Genomic DNA, 13,824 nt, shown 5'->3' on the forward strand with positions numbered 1-13,824 from the left:
TTAAATGTATGAATAAAGTAGTGCATTAAAAAAACACGCTTCTCATTCTGAATTAGAATAAGTAAGCGTGTTTTAGTGTATAACCCAATGATGGAGCTTACGGGAATTGAACCCGCTATCTCCTTCTGCCGAAAAAATGGAGATTTACTATCTTTTAAAATAATTGGTATTCAGATTAACCTGTAGAACGTGAGAGTTTGGTTTAAGAATTTTAATTATGTGCGACTCTCCATATTAAAATTTAAATTTATAGGAATTTGTGAAAAGATAAAATGTGTTGTAGTTTGTGCGATTGGACTTACATCATCAATGAATTTTTCTGCATCAGCAAACGTTTCAAACTGCATTTTAAGCATATAGCACGCACTTCCTGATATGCGATAACAAAATTCTACGTTTGGAAGTTTTTCTACGTAATTCTTAAAAGGTTTATAGTCATTATTTTTAACGGATGCTTCAATGAGGCACTGGATTGGCATACCTAATTTTTCATAATCAACTTCTAAAGTATATTTCTTTATAATACCAAATGAATCCATCTGTCTTACTCGTTCTGTTACGGATGGAGAGGACAAGTTTACCTTTCTCCCTAGTTCACTCATTGACAAGCGACTATTATTATATAGTTCATTTATAATTTTTTTGTCAATATCATCTATTTTCATTTTTAAAGTTTTCCTCCTAAAATCATTTATTTTGAAAGAAATTTATATGAACTTGTTTATGAAATTAATGTGATTAATTTATTTTATTTTATATAATTAAATATAACAAGGAGGGCTAATCATGGCAAGAATTGATGAATCTAATTTTGGTAAAACACCTTTTCAAAAACTATTGGGACATAATAAAGATGTAATGGAGGGATGGGGGCATTTAGGTGATTTATTAGAAAGAGATAAAACACTAACTTCTAAATTAAAGGAACAAGTAAGAAGAACATTAGCTCAAAATAACGGATGTGCGTATTGTAAGGCTAAAGGAAAACCAGATTTGGTTAAATTTGATGAAAAAACATCTATTGCAGTAGGGTTTGCAGAAGTTTTTTTAAAACAAAAGGGTGGTATAGCTGATTCAACTTTTGATGTTTTACGAGAGCACTTTACTGAAGAGGAAATAAGTGAATTATGTGCGTTTATTTCTTTTACAACGGCTTCACAATATTTTGGTGCAATGATGAAATTGGAACCTGACAGCCAATAGTGCAGTAAGTAGGCGCATTTGTGAAACAAACAGGGGAATTATAAATAAAGTGCTTTCCTGTTTTGATTTTAGTAGTTGGAGAATATCTTCTTACACTATTTTCTAATACCCTAAATAATTATATTTACGAAGAAAAATTTATTAAAAAATACTCTTCTTAATTCTAATTAAGAAGAGTATTTTTTCAGGGTATGGTTGGAACCCGTGACCCCTTGTCTGCCAGACAAGTATTCTCCCAAATGACTTTATTTCACTACCATAAAAAAAATGAGGCTCTACAACCTAAAAAAACTCTTCTACTTCTAAAATTAGAATAAGCAAGAGTGCTTTTTAAATGGAGCTGACGGGGCTCGAACCCGTGACCTTTTGTCTGCCAGACAAATATTCTCCCAACTGAACTACAGCCCCGTTATTAAATGTAAGATAAATGAATAATATCTGGAACAATCATATTATATACTTTTCGCTAAATTGTATCAAGATTTTTGTTATACATTCAGATTAAATGATTTTGCCTGGAAATAATAAAAAGAAGAATTCCATTGTTTAATGAAATGATATAATAAATAAAAAGTAATCAAAGGGAGCAATTGGCATGCAACACGCCAATCTGGAGAAGATTAAAGAGGGAGGCTTTGTGTATTGTATGGAGAATGATGTTATTTTTAATAAGGTTGCGATTATGAAAGATGTCTTATCCGCGTGAAAAAAGTTTATAATGATAATACAGAGAATTTAAAAGTTTTCATAAAGCAGGACTCCATTAATTAAAATATTTAAAGGGCTTGTGAAGCAGCTCTCCAGCTGGCAATGCACATTGTTTCTGAGGAAAGATTAAGGTTGCCGTAAACGAGTGAGGATATTTTAGTTAGGTTACAGGAATATGACATAATTAGTCAAAGAACAGAGACGCGGCTAAGAGGGATAATGGAATTTAAAAATATTGCAATACGAGATTATCCATCGTGGAATCTTGATAGGGTGAAATCAATAAAAAATCACTTAGACGACCTTACTGCTTATAAAAAAGAAATTCTAAACTATCAACATAGAAAGTAACCATAAAAAATACAAGTAAATAAAGAAATCCAAATGAAAGAGCTTTCTGTTATCAGAAGGCTTATTTATTTGTTATTTTTGCTTCTGAAAATCTTAAATGAATGAAAGAACAACCTCCTATTGATTTGTGATAAAATAGATAGACGCTGTTGAAAGCTGGCAGCAAAAGTGATAAGCCGATTAAGAAAAAGAGGAGAATCCAATTTGAATAAAAAAGATATTGCCGATATAAAAAAACAATTCAAAGTAAATAATGATTTATTAAAGATACAGGATATTTTCAATGTATATATCATGAAAGAATCGAGTGAAATCTATCATTATGAAAGTACGCCGTTTGAAATGCTGGAGGATGAACAGAAAGATTTATTTATGGCGAATTTTAAGAAGGTGCTGACGGGGCAGCTGGATCAAAAATTGTTTGAATTGAAATTCCAGCGTGATGTGGAAGACAGCAGCCAGCTTATTCTTCACAAGGGAATGCTCTCAAATGATACTGGGGAATGGAAGGAGCAGATGCTCGAGCTGGTAGCAAAAATGCTGAAGGATAAACAGTATGAAATGGATATTGTTATTACGTTTATCCATGGAGAGTATGCAAAGCCTACGAAGCGGAGTAATGAAGAATCGGAGGAAAGCAGCAGGGACAGAGTGTATTCCAGTCCATTTATCTTATGCAGCATCAACAAAACAATGGACCCGAAAAAAGAACTGCTTTTTGATTATGTGGAGAAGGAATTTAAATATCATTTTGTGGTGGATCCGGTGATTAATTTAAAACAGCCTATCGGCGGGTTCTTATTCCCTGCTTTTACCGGCGGGGCTGCGGATGTGAACCATGTTCTTTATTCCGCTTCGAAACCGTATGAGCTCGATTATCACTTTATTGAGGAAGTGCTGAACGCGGAGGAAGCAATGACCGCAGAGGACGATAAAATCGTGTTTGAGGAAATTGTTAAGGATGTAGCAGGAGAGCAGATCAATACGACGACATTGGCGAATGTATATGATGAGATTCAGCGTGTGGTGGAAGAAAATGAAGAGCCGGATGCGCCAATGTTAGATTATAAGGATGTAGAGAAGGTGCTGACAAGCAGCGGTGTACAGGATATTGATCCGGATAAAGTAGAGTCTGCTTTTAAAAAGGTTATTGATGATGAAAAGTATGAGCTGAAAGCAACCAGTGTAGTTCCGAAGTATACGTCTAAATCCATTAAAATCAAAACAAAAGTGGCTGACCTTAAAGTATGTCCGCAGGATCTGCGCTATCTTCGCCAGACAACGCTTGACGGTAAGCTTTGTTTAATGATTGAAGTGGAAGAAAACACAGTGATTGAAGGGTTTGAAATGATTCCGGAAGCTATCTTTAATAGAGTGGAAGACGAGGAATAATATAGTAAAGTCTCTTAGTCGAAATAAGGCTGGGAGGCTTTTTAAGAGACTTAGCAAGCTTATTATATTTGTTGCATTTACAACAATAGTCAGTTATTTTACAATAGTAGCAATCATATTTTTTAACAGGATGCAAACAGAGGCAGAGAGGGGAGACTCAGGTGACTTATAAAATCGTAACAGAAGAACAGGATTTACAGAAGGTTTTTGAGATTAGAAAAGAAATCTTCGTAAAGGAGCAGGAAGTGTCCGAAGACGAGGAGTTTGATGCATTTGATTCGCTGGATGCGGACTGCAATCATATTTTAGTATATTACGATAACAAGCCTGTAGGAACAGGAAGAGTGAGAGCGGTAGAAGAAGTCGGGAAGCTGGAACGAATTTGTATTTTAAAGCCTTATCGTAAGTATGGGCTTGGCAAGGTAATTGTGCAGTCTTTAGAAGAGATTGTTTTACAAAAAGGATTAACCCGCGCAAAGCTGCATGGTCAGACGCATGCGGAAGGATTTTATCACAAATTGGGATATGAAACGGTGTCAGATGAATTTTTAGAAGATGGTATTCCGCATTATTTGATGGTGAAGCAGTTTAATTAAAGCATTACATATAACGTCACAACGGATAAGGAGGAGCCATGCAGCCTAAATTAGAAAACAAAGGGGTTATTATTGTTACGCTGGCAACAGGATTTTTATTAACATTCTGCCAGTTCCTATTGATTACGTCTTACCCGGCGATTATGCGGGAATTTCAGATTAATGCCACGGAAGTACAGTGGCTGACGACGATTTATTTATTAACAACCATAGTATTTATCCCGTTGACGGGCTATTTATCTAACCGATTTTCAACCAAAGCGCTTTTAGTATTTGCATTGCTTTGCATGGCTGCCGGTCTTATTGTTGGCGCTTTTTCGCAAAGCTTTATCCAATTGATTCTTGCCAGAGCGATTCAGGCGGTTGGAACTGGCGTCATATTGCCCGTGATTCAAACGATTTTAATTACCGTATTTCCGAAAGAAAGAAGAGGGTTCGCACTTGGACTGCTGGGCGGCGTCATTAATGTCGCTCCGGCAAGTGCGCCGTCTTTGACCGGGATGATTATTGATGTTTTCCATTGGCGCATCCTTCATTGGTTTATGCTGCCATTGGTGCTGATACTTTTGCTGTTAGCGGTTTTCTATATGAAGGATGTATTGAAAAAACAGGCAGCAAGGCTGGATATTCTCTCTGTGATTCTTTCGGCAGGGGCTTTTTCTTTGTTTATTTTTAGTATCAGTAATATTAGTGTTGCCGGCATGGACCTGTATCTCGTTATTTTGCCATTTTGTATCAGTGCTGTTTTTTTATATCTTTTTATCCAGCGGCAATTAGCAGATGACGTGCCTGTGCTGAATGTGCGTTTGTTTCAGAACCGCACATTTCTGTTGGCTGTGGTGCTTATATTTATGGATATGATGCTCTTATTATCGGCAGAGACGATTTTGCCGATGTTTGCGCAGAACGTCTTAGAAACGAGCGCCTTTCTATCTGGATTTTTATTAGTGCCAGGCACGATTCTGCTTTGTATTGTCTCTGTTATTTCGGGAAATTTATATGATCGGTATGGCGGAAGGATTTTAGCTGTTATCGGTTTTGCTTTTACGCTTGTGTCCTTAGTACTGATGACAATGCTAAGCATCGACAGCTCTCCATTTTTGATTATGATTTATTTCTGCTTTTTTATGACCGGATTTGGTTTGTCGCTGATGCCGCTAGTTTCTGTCAGTGTCAATGTATTGGATGAAAAGGAAATGGCTCATAATTCAGCGATTGTTAATACCGTGCGTCAATTGGGAATGGCTTTTGGCGTGGTGATTCTGACAACCGTTATTAGTGTAACGACTGCTGTCATGGATGCACCGGAGCGGACAGGAACCTATTGGGGGACGACGTATGCATTTATGATGATGGCTGTGACGGCATTGCTTGGTGTGCTGCTGTCCATGCGGATAAAGGAGAAAATAGAATAGCGGAGCAGCGGTAAAAAGCAGAAATGTTGAATGGAAGACATTTCTGCTTTTTAATTATTTGTAGAAGTTTTTAAACTGGAAAAAGGAACGTGTTTAACATGAAATTAAGTGTACTAGATCAATCTCCAATTTCCATGGGGGAAACGTCAGAAGCGGCATTACAGCATACGCTGGAGCTGGCAAAATGGACGGAGGAGCTTGGGTATCACCGCTATTGGGTGGCAGAGCATCATAATACGAATGGGCTGTCGATTTCTGCTCCAGAAATTGTGATGACGAGAATCGCTTCTGTTACAAGCCGTATTCGTGTCGGCTCAGGCGGTATTTTGCTGCCGCAGTACAGTGCGTATAAAGTCGCTGAGATTGGCAAAACATTAGTGGCGTTTTTTCCTGATCGAATTGATCTTGGCATTGGAAATTCGCCGGGAGGTTCTCCACAGACCAGGGCTGCGCTGACAGATAATCAAAATCGGAGTTTAGCTGAATTTCCGAGACAGGCTGCTGATTTACAGGGGTTTTTGCATAATTCCCTCCCGCGGGACCATGATTTTCGTTTAGTAAAGGCCACTCCGCGTGTGAATCAGGTACCGCCGCTTTGGATACTCGGGTTATCCGCGCGAAGTGCAAACTATGCAGCAGAACTGGGAACAGGATTTATTTTTGGCCATTTTATCAATCCGGAAAAAGGTGTGAAGGCGCTCCAAACGTATCGGGAAAATTTTACACCATCTGTCAGTATGGAAAATCCGCAATCTATCGTATGTATTTTTATAGTCTGTGCAGAAACAGAAGAAGAGGCGGAGGAGCATGCGCTGACACAGGATAAATGGTTATTAAATGTCAGTAAAGGATTAGGAACGAAAGTAACGTCTAGCGAGGCTGTTCACCGTGATATGGATAAACTGAGTGCAGAAGATAGAGAGATAATCCAAAAGAACAGGGAAAGATGTATTATCGGTACACCGGAAACAGTGAAACAACAGTTATTGGAACTGCAGGAGAAATACCAGACGGACGAGTTTATGGTCATTAATAATACATTTGATTTTGAAGCAAAGAAAAAATCCTATCGTCTGTTGGCAGAAGCAATGCTTTAAACTAGTAATGAAATAATAGGAAGTGGAACAAGGATTTGTTATGTCTGTGATCTAATTGAAATTGCTGCCAGTTTACAGTTGATAGGAATTTGATTATAGTAAGAAAGAAAATAATCTTTTCAGAATGGTTAGGAGCTTTTAGTATGAAGAGAAAAGAATGGACGGATAAACGTTACAAAACTGCCAACCGGGAAGCTTGGACCGGTGTAGCGCTTGTGATTTTTAATTTTATCTGGTGGTTTGGATTTGCTTATGGACTTGGAAGCAAATCTCCAGAATCCTATCAGTACATATTTGGTTTCCCGGCATGGTTTTTCTTCAGTTGCATTCTTGGTTTTGTCGTAATGATGCTGTTAACGATATTTGTTGTTAAATTCTTTTTTAAAGATATGTCATTAGAAGCCGAAGAAGAATAAACAAAGAATGTCTTATTTTGATATCAGAGGAGTTTAACCATGAATTGGGAAGCTGTTTTACCACTATTTATATTTATTGCGATTATTTTTATGATAGGAATTTGGGCTGGCAAATTTGTCAGCCGCTCCGATTCGTTTTTACAGGAATATTTTCTAGGCGGCAGAAGTCTTGGCGGCTTTATTTTGGCGATGACACTGGTAACAACCTATGGAAGTGCGAGCAGCTTCCTGAGCGGGCCGGGAACAGCCTATAATGAAGGGCTTGGCTGGGTGCTGTTATCGATGACACAGCTGGCAACAGGCTACTTTGTCTTGATGGTGCTCGGCAAGCGTTTTGCGATTGTCACCAGAAAATATAAAGCTGTTACAATCGTTGATTTCTTGAAAGAAAGATATCAATCCAAATGGGTTGTGATTCTTTCTGCGGCCAGTATTTTGATTTTCTTGTTTTCGGCGATGTCGGCACAATGGATTGGCGGGGCACGTCTGGTTCAATCCTTGACAGGGATTCCATATTTTACAGCATTATGTATTTTTTCACTAGCTGTTTTAGTTTATGTTGTCGTTGGCGGCTTTCGCGCAGTAGCGATTACAGATGGCATCCAAGGTATTATTATGTTTATAGGTACACTTATTTTACTTGTAGCCGTAATTATAGCAGGAGGCGGTGTATCTCAGATTATGCATGATTTGTCTGTGGAGAATCCCAATTTGATTACACCATTCGGCGCAGATGGAAGTTTAACCCCTGCTTATGTTTCCTCCTTCTGGATATTGGTCGGTGTCGGGGTTGTTGCCTTACCGCAGATTGCGGTTCGTGCGATGTCTTATAAAAATACAAAGGCGCTGCATCGAGGCATTATTATTAGTACCTTCGTAGTCGGTTTTATTATGCTGAATATGCATTTAATTGGAGTGTTTGGAAGGACTGTACTTCCCGGTATCGAAATCGGTGATACCGTGATGCCGGAATTAGCACAAGCCGTTTTACCGGGCTGGGTTGCCGGAATTGTTTTAGCAGCTCCGATGGCGGCGATTATGACGACGGTTAACTCGCTGCTGTTAATGGTAAGCTCGACGATTGTAAAGGATGTTTATCTAAACTATATCCGTCCTGATGCGAATGATAAGACGATTCGCAAATGGAGTATGGGTGCTACCGCGTTAATAGGAATCATTGTTGTATTGATGTCACTTCAGCCGCCTGATTTGATTATCTGGCTGAATTTATTCTCCATGGGCGGGTTGGAGGCTGCTTTTATCTGGCCGATTATCCTCGGGCTTTATTGGAGAAGGGGGACGAAGTATGGAGCGATTGCTTCGATGCTTACCGGGGTCCTCAGTTATATTATTTTTGAAACATTTTATCCGCAGCCGTTCGGGATGCATTCTGTGGTGACCTCTATGCTGCTTGCTTTGATTGCATTTGTTTCAGGAAGCTTATTATATAAAAAAGAAGCTATATCAAGCTGAAATCGTATATCTGCAGACAGGGTTTGGTTTATACTAGAGGAGAAGACGCTTCTCCCTGTTTTTAGCTGGAGAAGTTTATCAGACAGTGTCGGAGGTGGGTTATTGTGAAAAAACAGCGGCATGATGCACTGAAGCCATTATCACATCACCATCATCATGCATTAGTACAAGCAATGGAATTAAAGCAGGCCGGTACAGAAAAGACCGATAAATCCTTAGGCGAATCCATTAGAGGTCTTATTGATTATTGGGAAAAGGATGCCGTCCTTCATTTCCGGGATGAGGAAGAGGTTCTGCTGCCGCTTTATGAGGTCTATGCTGAAAAAACGGAAATCGAATTGATGTTTTAGATGAAAACGTGTGATTCCTGCCCTATGTTATACAAATCAAACTCTCTAAATAGAAAAATGCTGATGGCAGGATAAGCTCCCTTCCATCAGCATTCCTTCTCTTATTTAAAAACCGCTGTAGGAATCACGATGAAACTTTCCATACACCTGATGCAAGTATTTACCTGGAACAGCTTCTTCAATAACTGGAAAGATTTCTCTCTCCTCAAACCGGACATTTTTCTCTAACAGCTCCCCAAGCTGATTCATTTTTTCATATGGGGCCTCTCTGTTTTCACGTATCGCATAAACGAAACTGCGGATTTGCATGTGCTGATAAAGCATTTCTTGTCGGATCAACCGTTAAAGTTAAAACAATCGAAATTGCCCCCATGATAATGGATGCCGCTCCAACAATTTTCCCCCATGTTGCAATTCTTTTTAAATGGTCTATATTTAAATAATCCATCAAATCGCCTCTCCTTAATAGTGACTTTATTACTATATTCACCTTTAATCGATTTATTAAACATTCTTCCAGTTCCGTTTATTTATGGATTTGTTTTATGATGCATGATTCTTTCTGGTATTATTTCTATTATAACTGGCTATCTCTTTTATCAAACAGGCGTAGAGGCTTCTAATATTATAGCTTCAGACGATTTTACAGCAGGCAATGTGAATGAGTTATTAAATAAGTATGGAAAATTATTGCTGATTATGGGGATTTTAACGATTATCTCGTTAGTCGTGCTTATTCCATTGATTATTGTATTAATCTCTCTTTGATTTAAAAATAAGGATTTGTTGAAAAAGCTGATGGAAGAATAACGGTTATCTTCCATCAGCTTTTTTTAGATGTTCTTAGCTAATTCGATAAAATAGTCGAGACTATCCGGATTAATCAGAGAGCCTCGATTAATAACGGCTTCTGCATCCTGACCCATCAAGATTTTCTTAACGGGAATTTCGACTTTCTTTCCATTTAAAGTTTTTGGAAGTTCTTTTACTTCATAAATATGGGTCGGAACATGCCTTGGGGAGCAATGTGTCCGCAGCTGCTGATTAATTTCCTGTTTAATGGTCTCGCTTAATGCTTCGCCGTCTTTCATTACAATAAATAAGGGGGTAATCGAATCGCCGTTTCCTTTTGGTAAATCAACCATTAAACTGTCTTCAACAGCGGTAACATAATCCGTGACTCGATATATTTCACTCGTTCCAATTCGGATGCCGCCCCGATTGATTGTTGCGTCTGATCTGCCGTAAATGATAGCTGTATTTCGATTTGTCAGTTTGATATAGTCTCCATGGCACCAGACGCCGGGGAAGGTATCGAAATAGCTGTGGTACATCCGCAGCCCGGAGTCATCGTTCCAGAAATAAATCGGCATGCTTGGAAATGGAGCGGTCAAGACAAGCTCGCCAATCTCATTTGTAATCGAATTTCCGTCTTCATCAAAGCTTTCAATTTTCGCTCCCAGTCCTGCACACTGAATCTCTCCGGCATAAACAGGCTGAATAGGGCAGCCGAGTAAAAATGCGGTGCAAACATCCGTCCCGCCGCTTGCCGAAGCAACCCAGATATCATTTTTGACATGTGTATAGCACCATCGAAATCCTTCTGGAGAAAGCGGCGAGCCTGTTGAACTGATATTTCTTAAAGAAGATAGATCAAATTCGCTTTTCGGCGATACATTATCGTTCATACAAGCTGTGATAAAGCTGGCGCTTGTGCCAAATACATTCATTTTTGTCCGCTCGGCAAGCCGCCATAAAACCTGTTTATCCGGATAAGCAGGGCTGCCGTCATACAAGATAATGGTAGAGCCTGTTAATAATCCGCCGACAAGGAAATTCCACATCATCCAGCCGGTTGTAGTAAACCAGAAGAAGCGGGAGCCGGGGCTTAAATCCAAGTGCAGGTGGAGAGCCTTCAAATGCTCCAATAGAATACCGCCTTGACTGTGCACAATAGGCTTCGGTTTGCCGGTTGTTCCAGAGGAATAGAGTATCCAGAGCGGATCGTTAAAGGCAACAGGTGTATACGACATTTCCAGTTTTTCTTGATGCGCTGTTGCAATATCCCAGGAAATCGGCTGTATACAGTCACCGAAATCTGCCTGCTTGTTTAAGTAAGGAATAGTAATCGTTGTTTTTAAAGAAGGAAGCGCAGATTGCAGCTCCTTGACTACATCTAATCTATTAAATTTCTTGCCGTTATACGTATAGCCATCGACCGTAATCATCGCCTTTGGCTCGATTTGCTGGAAACGCTCCATCACGCTCTGGGTTCCAAAGTCAGGAGAAGCGCTGGACCAGATAGCTCCTAAGCTTGCCGTTGCAAGGAAAGCAACCACCGTTTCATAGATATTTGGCGCATAGCAGGCTACCCTGTCTCCCTTTTCAATTCCTTGCTTTTCCAATGTTTTTTGAAGCGCAGCTGTGTCTTGATATAGTTTCTCCCAAGAAATTTCCTGCAGCTCCCGATTTTCCGATGTATGAATAATAGCAGGGCTTGTTAATGTTTTATTCCGGAATACATGCTCTGCGTAATTGAGGCTTGCTTCGGGAAACCATTTTGTTCCGATGATTTGATTGCCGGAACGCACCGTTTGATAAGGCTGGTGCGACTGGATATTGAAATATTCCCAAATAGATTCCCAGAATGTATCTAGATCCTCCACAGACCATTTCCATAAATGATAGTAATCTTTAGTCTGGATATGTTTATATTCTTGTAACCAAGTACGATAAGAAGTAATATTTGCCTGTTCCACTTGTGTTTTACTTGGTTCAAAAAGCAGCGTACCTTCTTGTGTATCCATTCGTTATGTCCCCCTTCAAGTACTCCGATACTACTATTATAGGAAAACGCTTTCTATACGTAAAGGAATTGAAATGGAAAATATATGTTTTACAGCAAAGAGAAAAATATAAAACGATCAGCAGTGAAGCGTGTAGCTTACAGGAGAAAAGAATATATATTAATGATATGTATCGTCTGTTCCATTTAGATATGAAAAAACTAATCCAGAGCATAGCTCTGAATTAGTTTAGATTCATCTGTGAAAGCATCCTATTTTGATTTTGCTGCCTGCGTCATTTGGTGCCAGACAGAGCCTTTTGCTTTTTCGCCGCCTTGAATACGCTCTAAAGCTAGTTGTATTTGCATGCGTACTTCAAACTCTGGTTCCTCAGCAGATGCTTCTTCAAGAGCAGGAATAGCAGATTCATCGCCCGCCTCATATAAATACATTGCTCCGCGCCAACGGACGATCCGGCTTTTGTCCTTTAATGTTTCAATCATGTTTGGAATCGCCTCTGTAAAGCCCAGGTCTGAAATACAGTCACCGGCTGTTCGACGGACATTCACGGCTTTATCAGCCAAAGCTTCATATAGCAATGGCAAAGCAGCTTTATCCTCCAGCATGCCTAAATAAGCAGTGGCCAAACGACGGATTGATGCTTTTTCATCGTGAATCGCTTTTTCTAAAAGGGCAAGATCGTCCAAGGTCGGATCCAGACGATCCAGTGCTGCATAACGTTCCCGCCAATCCGGGTTATCCAGTTTTTCAATCGGAACATGCTGATAGTAGTTTGTGGCTTTGCTTGTATTTCCATCAGTTTGTAAAGCTAATTTCACAAGGGTATCCAGTCTTTCCTGGTTATAGCTTGCCTTTAACTCTTCTATAACATCCTGACCGATTTCATCCATATTGCCGTAGCGAGGGTGCTGTTCTTCCCATTTTCGGTCCATGATGACATTTTCAGAAGCGGGAGAGGCTTCCATTACGGATTTGGAAAAACACTCTGGGAGTCCGTAGCGTTCCTCTTTATCTTCTTCTTCCAGCTTTACCTGCATTGGAATCCCTAAAAATGTTTGAATGAAAACATGAACTTCGCCAAATGTTTCCGAAAGTGCTTCTGCATCAGCAGATAATTCATCGGTCTGGTTAAAAGCTTCGTTTGTTCCCAATACATTCCGGACCTTTGGCAAAAGCTCCTCCCAGGGTGTCTTCGGATTTCGGGCCAAAGCAATAAAATCGACGACACGATAGATGTTTTTGACCCCATCCAAAGCGAAAAGCTTCTGCACATACTCCGGAGCTTGAGCTAAATCGTCCTTGTTACTGTAATTATACGTTTCGTCGGGAGGAAGCGTCTCGTTCACATTGATTTTCATAGAATGCGGACTCGGTGTCGGTTCTATAGAAACAATTTTCATTTGTATACTCCCTTAACGCTGATATTCTTCCATCACTTTAATCAGTTCACGGAGATAATCCGGTAAATCAGGCGGTCTTCTGCTTGAAACAAGGTGACCGTCCGAAACAGCTGGTTCATCAACCCATGTCGCTCCGGCATTGGTCATATCATCCTTGATTCCAGGTGTACTGGTTACGGTTTTACCCTCTAAAATATTGGCAGAAATTAATACCCAGCCGGCATGACAAATTTGGCCAATAGGCTTTTTCTGCTCATTCATATGCTGAACGAACCTGATAACCTCCGGGAAACGACGCAATTTATCTGGAGCCCACCCGCCGGGTACCAGGATAGCATCATAGTCTTCTGGATTCACTTCGGAAAAGGCATAATCTGATTCAGCAGGAACACCGTATTTTCCAATGTATTTTTGATTGGCAGCTTGTCCGACTAAATCTACCTGAGCGCCTTCTTCACGCAGACGGTGAACGGGATACCATAGTTCCAGATCTTCAAAGTCATGATCAACAAGTGCGATAACTTTTTGGTTTTGTAAACGCAAAATAATCCCTCCATTCTTTATAGAAATAGTTTAACAGACTGGCGTAAAAATAACGATTCCGACGACTTTTAAC

At 39.7% G+C, this 13,824-nt stretch carries 16 protein-coding genes and 1 tRNA gene; 10 read left to right on the forward strand and 7 right to left on the reverse strand.

From position 1 onward, the window contains the following. Positions 1–215 precede the first annotated feature (215 nt). Positions 216–665 (reverse strand): Lrp/AsnC family transcriptional regulator, encoded by a 450-nt coding sequence (locus MKY45_RS04780; protein WP_193063969.1) that lies wholly within the window; start codon positions 663–665, stop codon positions 216–218. 121 nt (positions 666–786) lie between these two features. Between MKY45_RS04780 and MKY45_RS04785 the strand changes: the two genes are divergently transcribed. After that, entirely contained in the window at positions 787–1,203 is a 417-nt protein-coding gene (locus MKY45_RS04785) for a carboxymuconolactone decarboxylase family protein (protein ID WP_332093859.1), read from the forward strand. A gap of 335 nt (positions 1,204–1,538) precedes the next feature. Here the strand turns inward: MKY45_RS04785 and MKY45_RS04790 are convergent. Then, a tRNA-Ala gene (locus MKY45_RS04790) sits at positions 1,539–1,611 on the reverse strand. 453 nt (positions 1,612–2,064) lie between these two features. Here MKY45_RS04790 and MKY45_RS23245 point away from each other — a divergent pair. The 8 genes from MKY45_RS23245 to MKY45_RS04825 all read left to right on the forward strand — a co-directional run bounded on the left by MKY45_RS23245 (position 2,065) and on the right by MKY45_RS04825 (position 9,001). Continuing rightward, complete coding sequence (locus MKY45_RS23245) at positions 2,065–2,262, forward strand: HepT-like ribonuclease domain-containing protein (RefSeq protein ID WP_193064053.1); 198 nt, start codon at positions 2,065–2,067, stop codon at positions 2,260–2,262. Between the two features lie 204 nt (positions 2,263–2,466). Further along, positions 2,467–3,654, forward strand: coding sequence for a DUF4317 domain-containing protein (locus MKY45_RS04795; RefSeq protein ID WP_042532137.1), 1,188 nt, complete (start codon positions 2,467–2,469; stop codon positions 3,652–3,654). Between the two features lie 161 nt (positions 3,655–3,815). Further along, positions 3,816–4,250 (forward strand): GNAT family N-acetyltransferase, encoded by a 435-nt coding sequence (locus MKY45_RS04800; RefSeq protein WP_212928617.1) that lies wholly within the window; start codon positions 3,816–3,818, stop codon positions 4,248–4,250. Between the two features lie 38 nt (positions 4,251–4,288). Continuing rightward, positions 4,289–5,665 carry a DHA2 family efflux MFS transporter permease subunit gene (locus tag MKY45_RS04805; RefSeq protein WP_256705736.1) on the forward strand — a complete coding sequence of 459 codons (1,377 nt, stop codon included), beginning with the start codon at positions 4,289–4,291 and terminating at the stop codon, positions 5,663–5,665. Between the two features lie 98 nt (positions 5,666–5,763). Next, positions 5,764–6,762 carry an LLM class flavin-dependent oxidoreductase gene (locus MKY45_RS04810; RefSeq protein WP_341172610.1) on the forward strand — a complete coding sequence of 333 codons (999 nt, stop codon included), beginning with the start codon at positions 5,764–5,766 and terminating at the stop codon, positions 6,760–6,762. 143 nt (positions 6,763–6,905) lie between these two features. Next, positions 6,906–7,178, forward strand: a complete 273-nt coding sequence (locus MKY45_RS04815) for a YhdT family protein (protein WP_193063966.1) — start codon at positions 6,906–6,908, stop codon at positions 7,176–7,178. A gap of 39 nt (positions 7,179–7,217) precedes the next feature. Then, positions 7,218–8,651 carry a sodium/pantothenate symporter gene (gene panF, locus MKY45_RS04820; protein WP_341172611.1) on the forward strand — a complete coding sequence of 478 codons (1,434 nt, stop codon included), beginning with the start codon at positions 7,218–7,220 and terminating at the stop codon, positions 8,649–8,651. Positions 8,652–8,755: 104 nt separating this feature from the next. Continuing rightward, positions 8,756–9,001: a hemerythrin domain-containing protein gene (locus MKY45_RS04825; RefSeq protein WP_341172612.1), complete on the forward strand. Its 246-nt coding sequence runs from the start codon at positions 8,756–8,758 to the stop codon at positions 8,999–9,001. Between the two features lie 105 nt (positions 9,002–9,106). On the opposite strand, the gene MKY45_RS04830 is transcribed toward MKY45_RS04825, so the two are convergent. Continuing rightward, complete coding sequence (locus tag MKY45_RS04830) at positions 9,107–9,250, reverse strand: hypothetical protein (protein ID WP_341172613.1); 144 nt, start codon at positions 9,248–9,250, stop codon at positions 9,107–9,109. Positions 9,251–9,275: 25 nt separating this feature from the next. After that, positions 9,276–9,449 carry a hypothetical protein gene (locus tag MKY45_RS04835; RefSeq protein WP_341172614.1) on the reverse strand — a complete coding sequence of 58 codons (174 nt, stop codon included), beginning with the start codon at positions 9,447–9,449 and terminating at the stop codon, positions 9,276–9,278. A 104-nt stretch (positions 9,450–9,553) separates the two neighbouring features. Between MKY45_RS04835 and MKY45_RS04840 the strand changes: the two genes are divergently transcribed. Beyond that, the gene (locus MKY45_RS04840) at positions 9,554–9,769 is read left to right on the forward strand and encodes a hypothetical protein (RefSeq protein ID WP_341172615.1); all 216 of its coding nucleotides are present in this window, start codon (positions 9,554–9,556) and stop codon (positions 9,767–9,769) included. A gap of 65 nt (positions 9,770–9,834) precedes the next feature. On the opposite strand, the gene MKY45_RS04845 is transcribed toward MKY45_RS04840, so the two are convergent. The 3 genes from MKY45_RS04845 to MKY45_RS04855 form a co-directional block, all read right to left on the reverse strand. After that, complete coding sequence (locus MKY45_RS04845; protein WP_341172616.1) at positions 9,835–11,808, reverse strand: acetoacetate--CoA ligase; 1,974 nt, start codon at positions 11,806–11,808, stop codon at positions 9,835–9,837. Between the two features lie 251 nt (positions 11,809–12,059). After that, positions 12,060–13,208, reverse strand: coding sequence for a conserved virulence factor C family protein (locus MKY45_RS04850; protein WP_341172617.1), 1,149 nt, complete (start codon positions 13,206–13,208; stop codon positions 12,060–12,062). 12 nt (positions 13,209–13,220) lie between these two features. Then, positions 13,221–13,751, reverse strand: coding sequence for a type 1 glutamine amidotransferase domain-containing protein (locus MKY45_RS04855; RefSeq protein WP_193063961.1), 531 nt, complete (start codon positions 13,749–13,751; stop codon positions 13,221–13,223). Positions 13,752–13,824: the final 73 nt, after the last annotated feature.

Origin of the sequence: Oceanobacillus sp. FSL K6-0251, assembly GCF_038004725.1 — a bacterium.
Lineage (GTDB): Bacteria > Bacillota > Bacilli > Bacillales > Amphibacillaceae > Oceanobacillus > Oceanobacillus oncorhynchi.

Bases quoted from the DNA above. Each gene is read 5' to 3' on its own strand.
- MKY45_RS04810 (WP_341172610.1), top strand. From the start codon at position 5,764: ATGAAATTAAGTGTACTAGATCAATCTCCAATTTCCATGGGGGAAACG.
- MKY45_RS04835 (WP_341172614.1), bottom strand. From the start codon at position 9,449: ATGGATTATTTAAATATAGACCATTTAAAAAGAATTGCAACATGGGGG.
- MKY45_RS04850 (WP_341172617.1), bottom strand. From the start codon at position 13,208: ATGAAAATTGTTTCTATAGAACCGACACCGAGTCCGCATTCTATGAAA.
- panF (WP_341172611.1), top strand. From the start codon at position 7,218: ATGAATTGGGAAGCTGTTTTACCACTATTTATATTTATTGCGATTATT.
- MKY45_RS04840 (WP_341172615.1), top strand. From the start codon at position 9,554: ATGATTCTTTCTGGTATTATTTCTATTATAACTGGCTATCTCTTTTAT.
- MKY45_RS04830 (WP_341172613.1), bottom strand. From the start codon at position 9,250: ATGAATCAGCTTGGGGAGCTGTTAGAGAAAAATGTCCGGTTTGAGGAG.
- MKY45_RS04815 (WP_193063966.1), top strand. From the start codon at position 6,906: ATGAAGAGAAAAGAATGGACGGATAAACGTTACAAAACTGCCAACCGG.
- MKY45_RS04845 (WP_341172616.1), bottom strand. From the start codon at position 11,808: ATGGATACACAAGAAGGTACGCTGCTTTTTGAACCAAGTAAAACACAA.
- MKY45_RS04780 (WP_193063969.1), bottom strand. From the start codon at position 665: ATGAAAATAGATGATATTGACAAAAAAATTATAAATGAACTATATAAT.
- MKY45_RS04785 (WP_332093859.1), top strand. From the start codon at position 787: ATGGCAAGAATTGATGAATCTAATTTTGGTAAAACACCTTTTCAAAAA.
- MKY45_RS04805 (WP_256705736.1), top strand. From the start codon at position 4,289: ATGCAGCCTAAATTAGAAAACAAAGGGGTTATTATTGTTACGCTGGCA.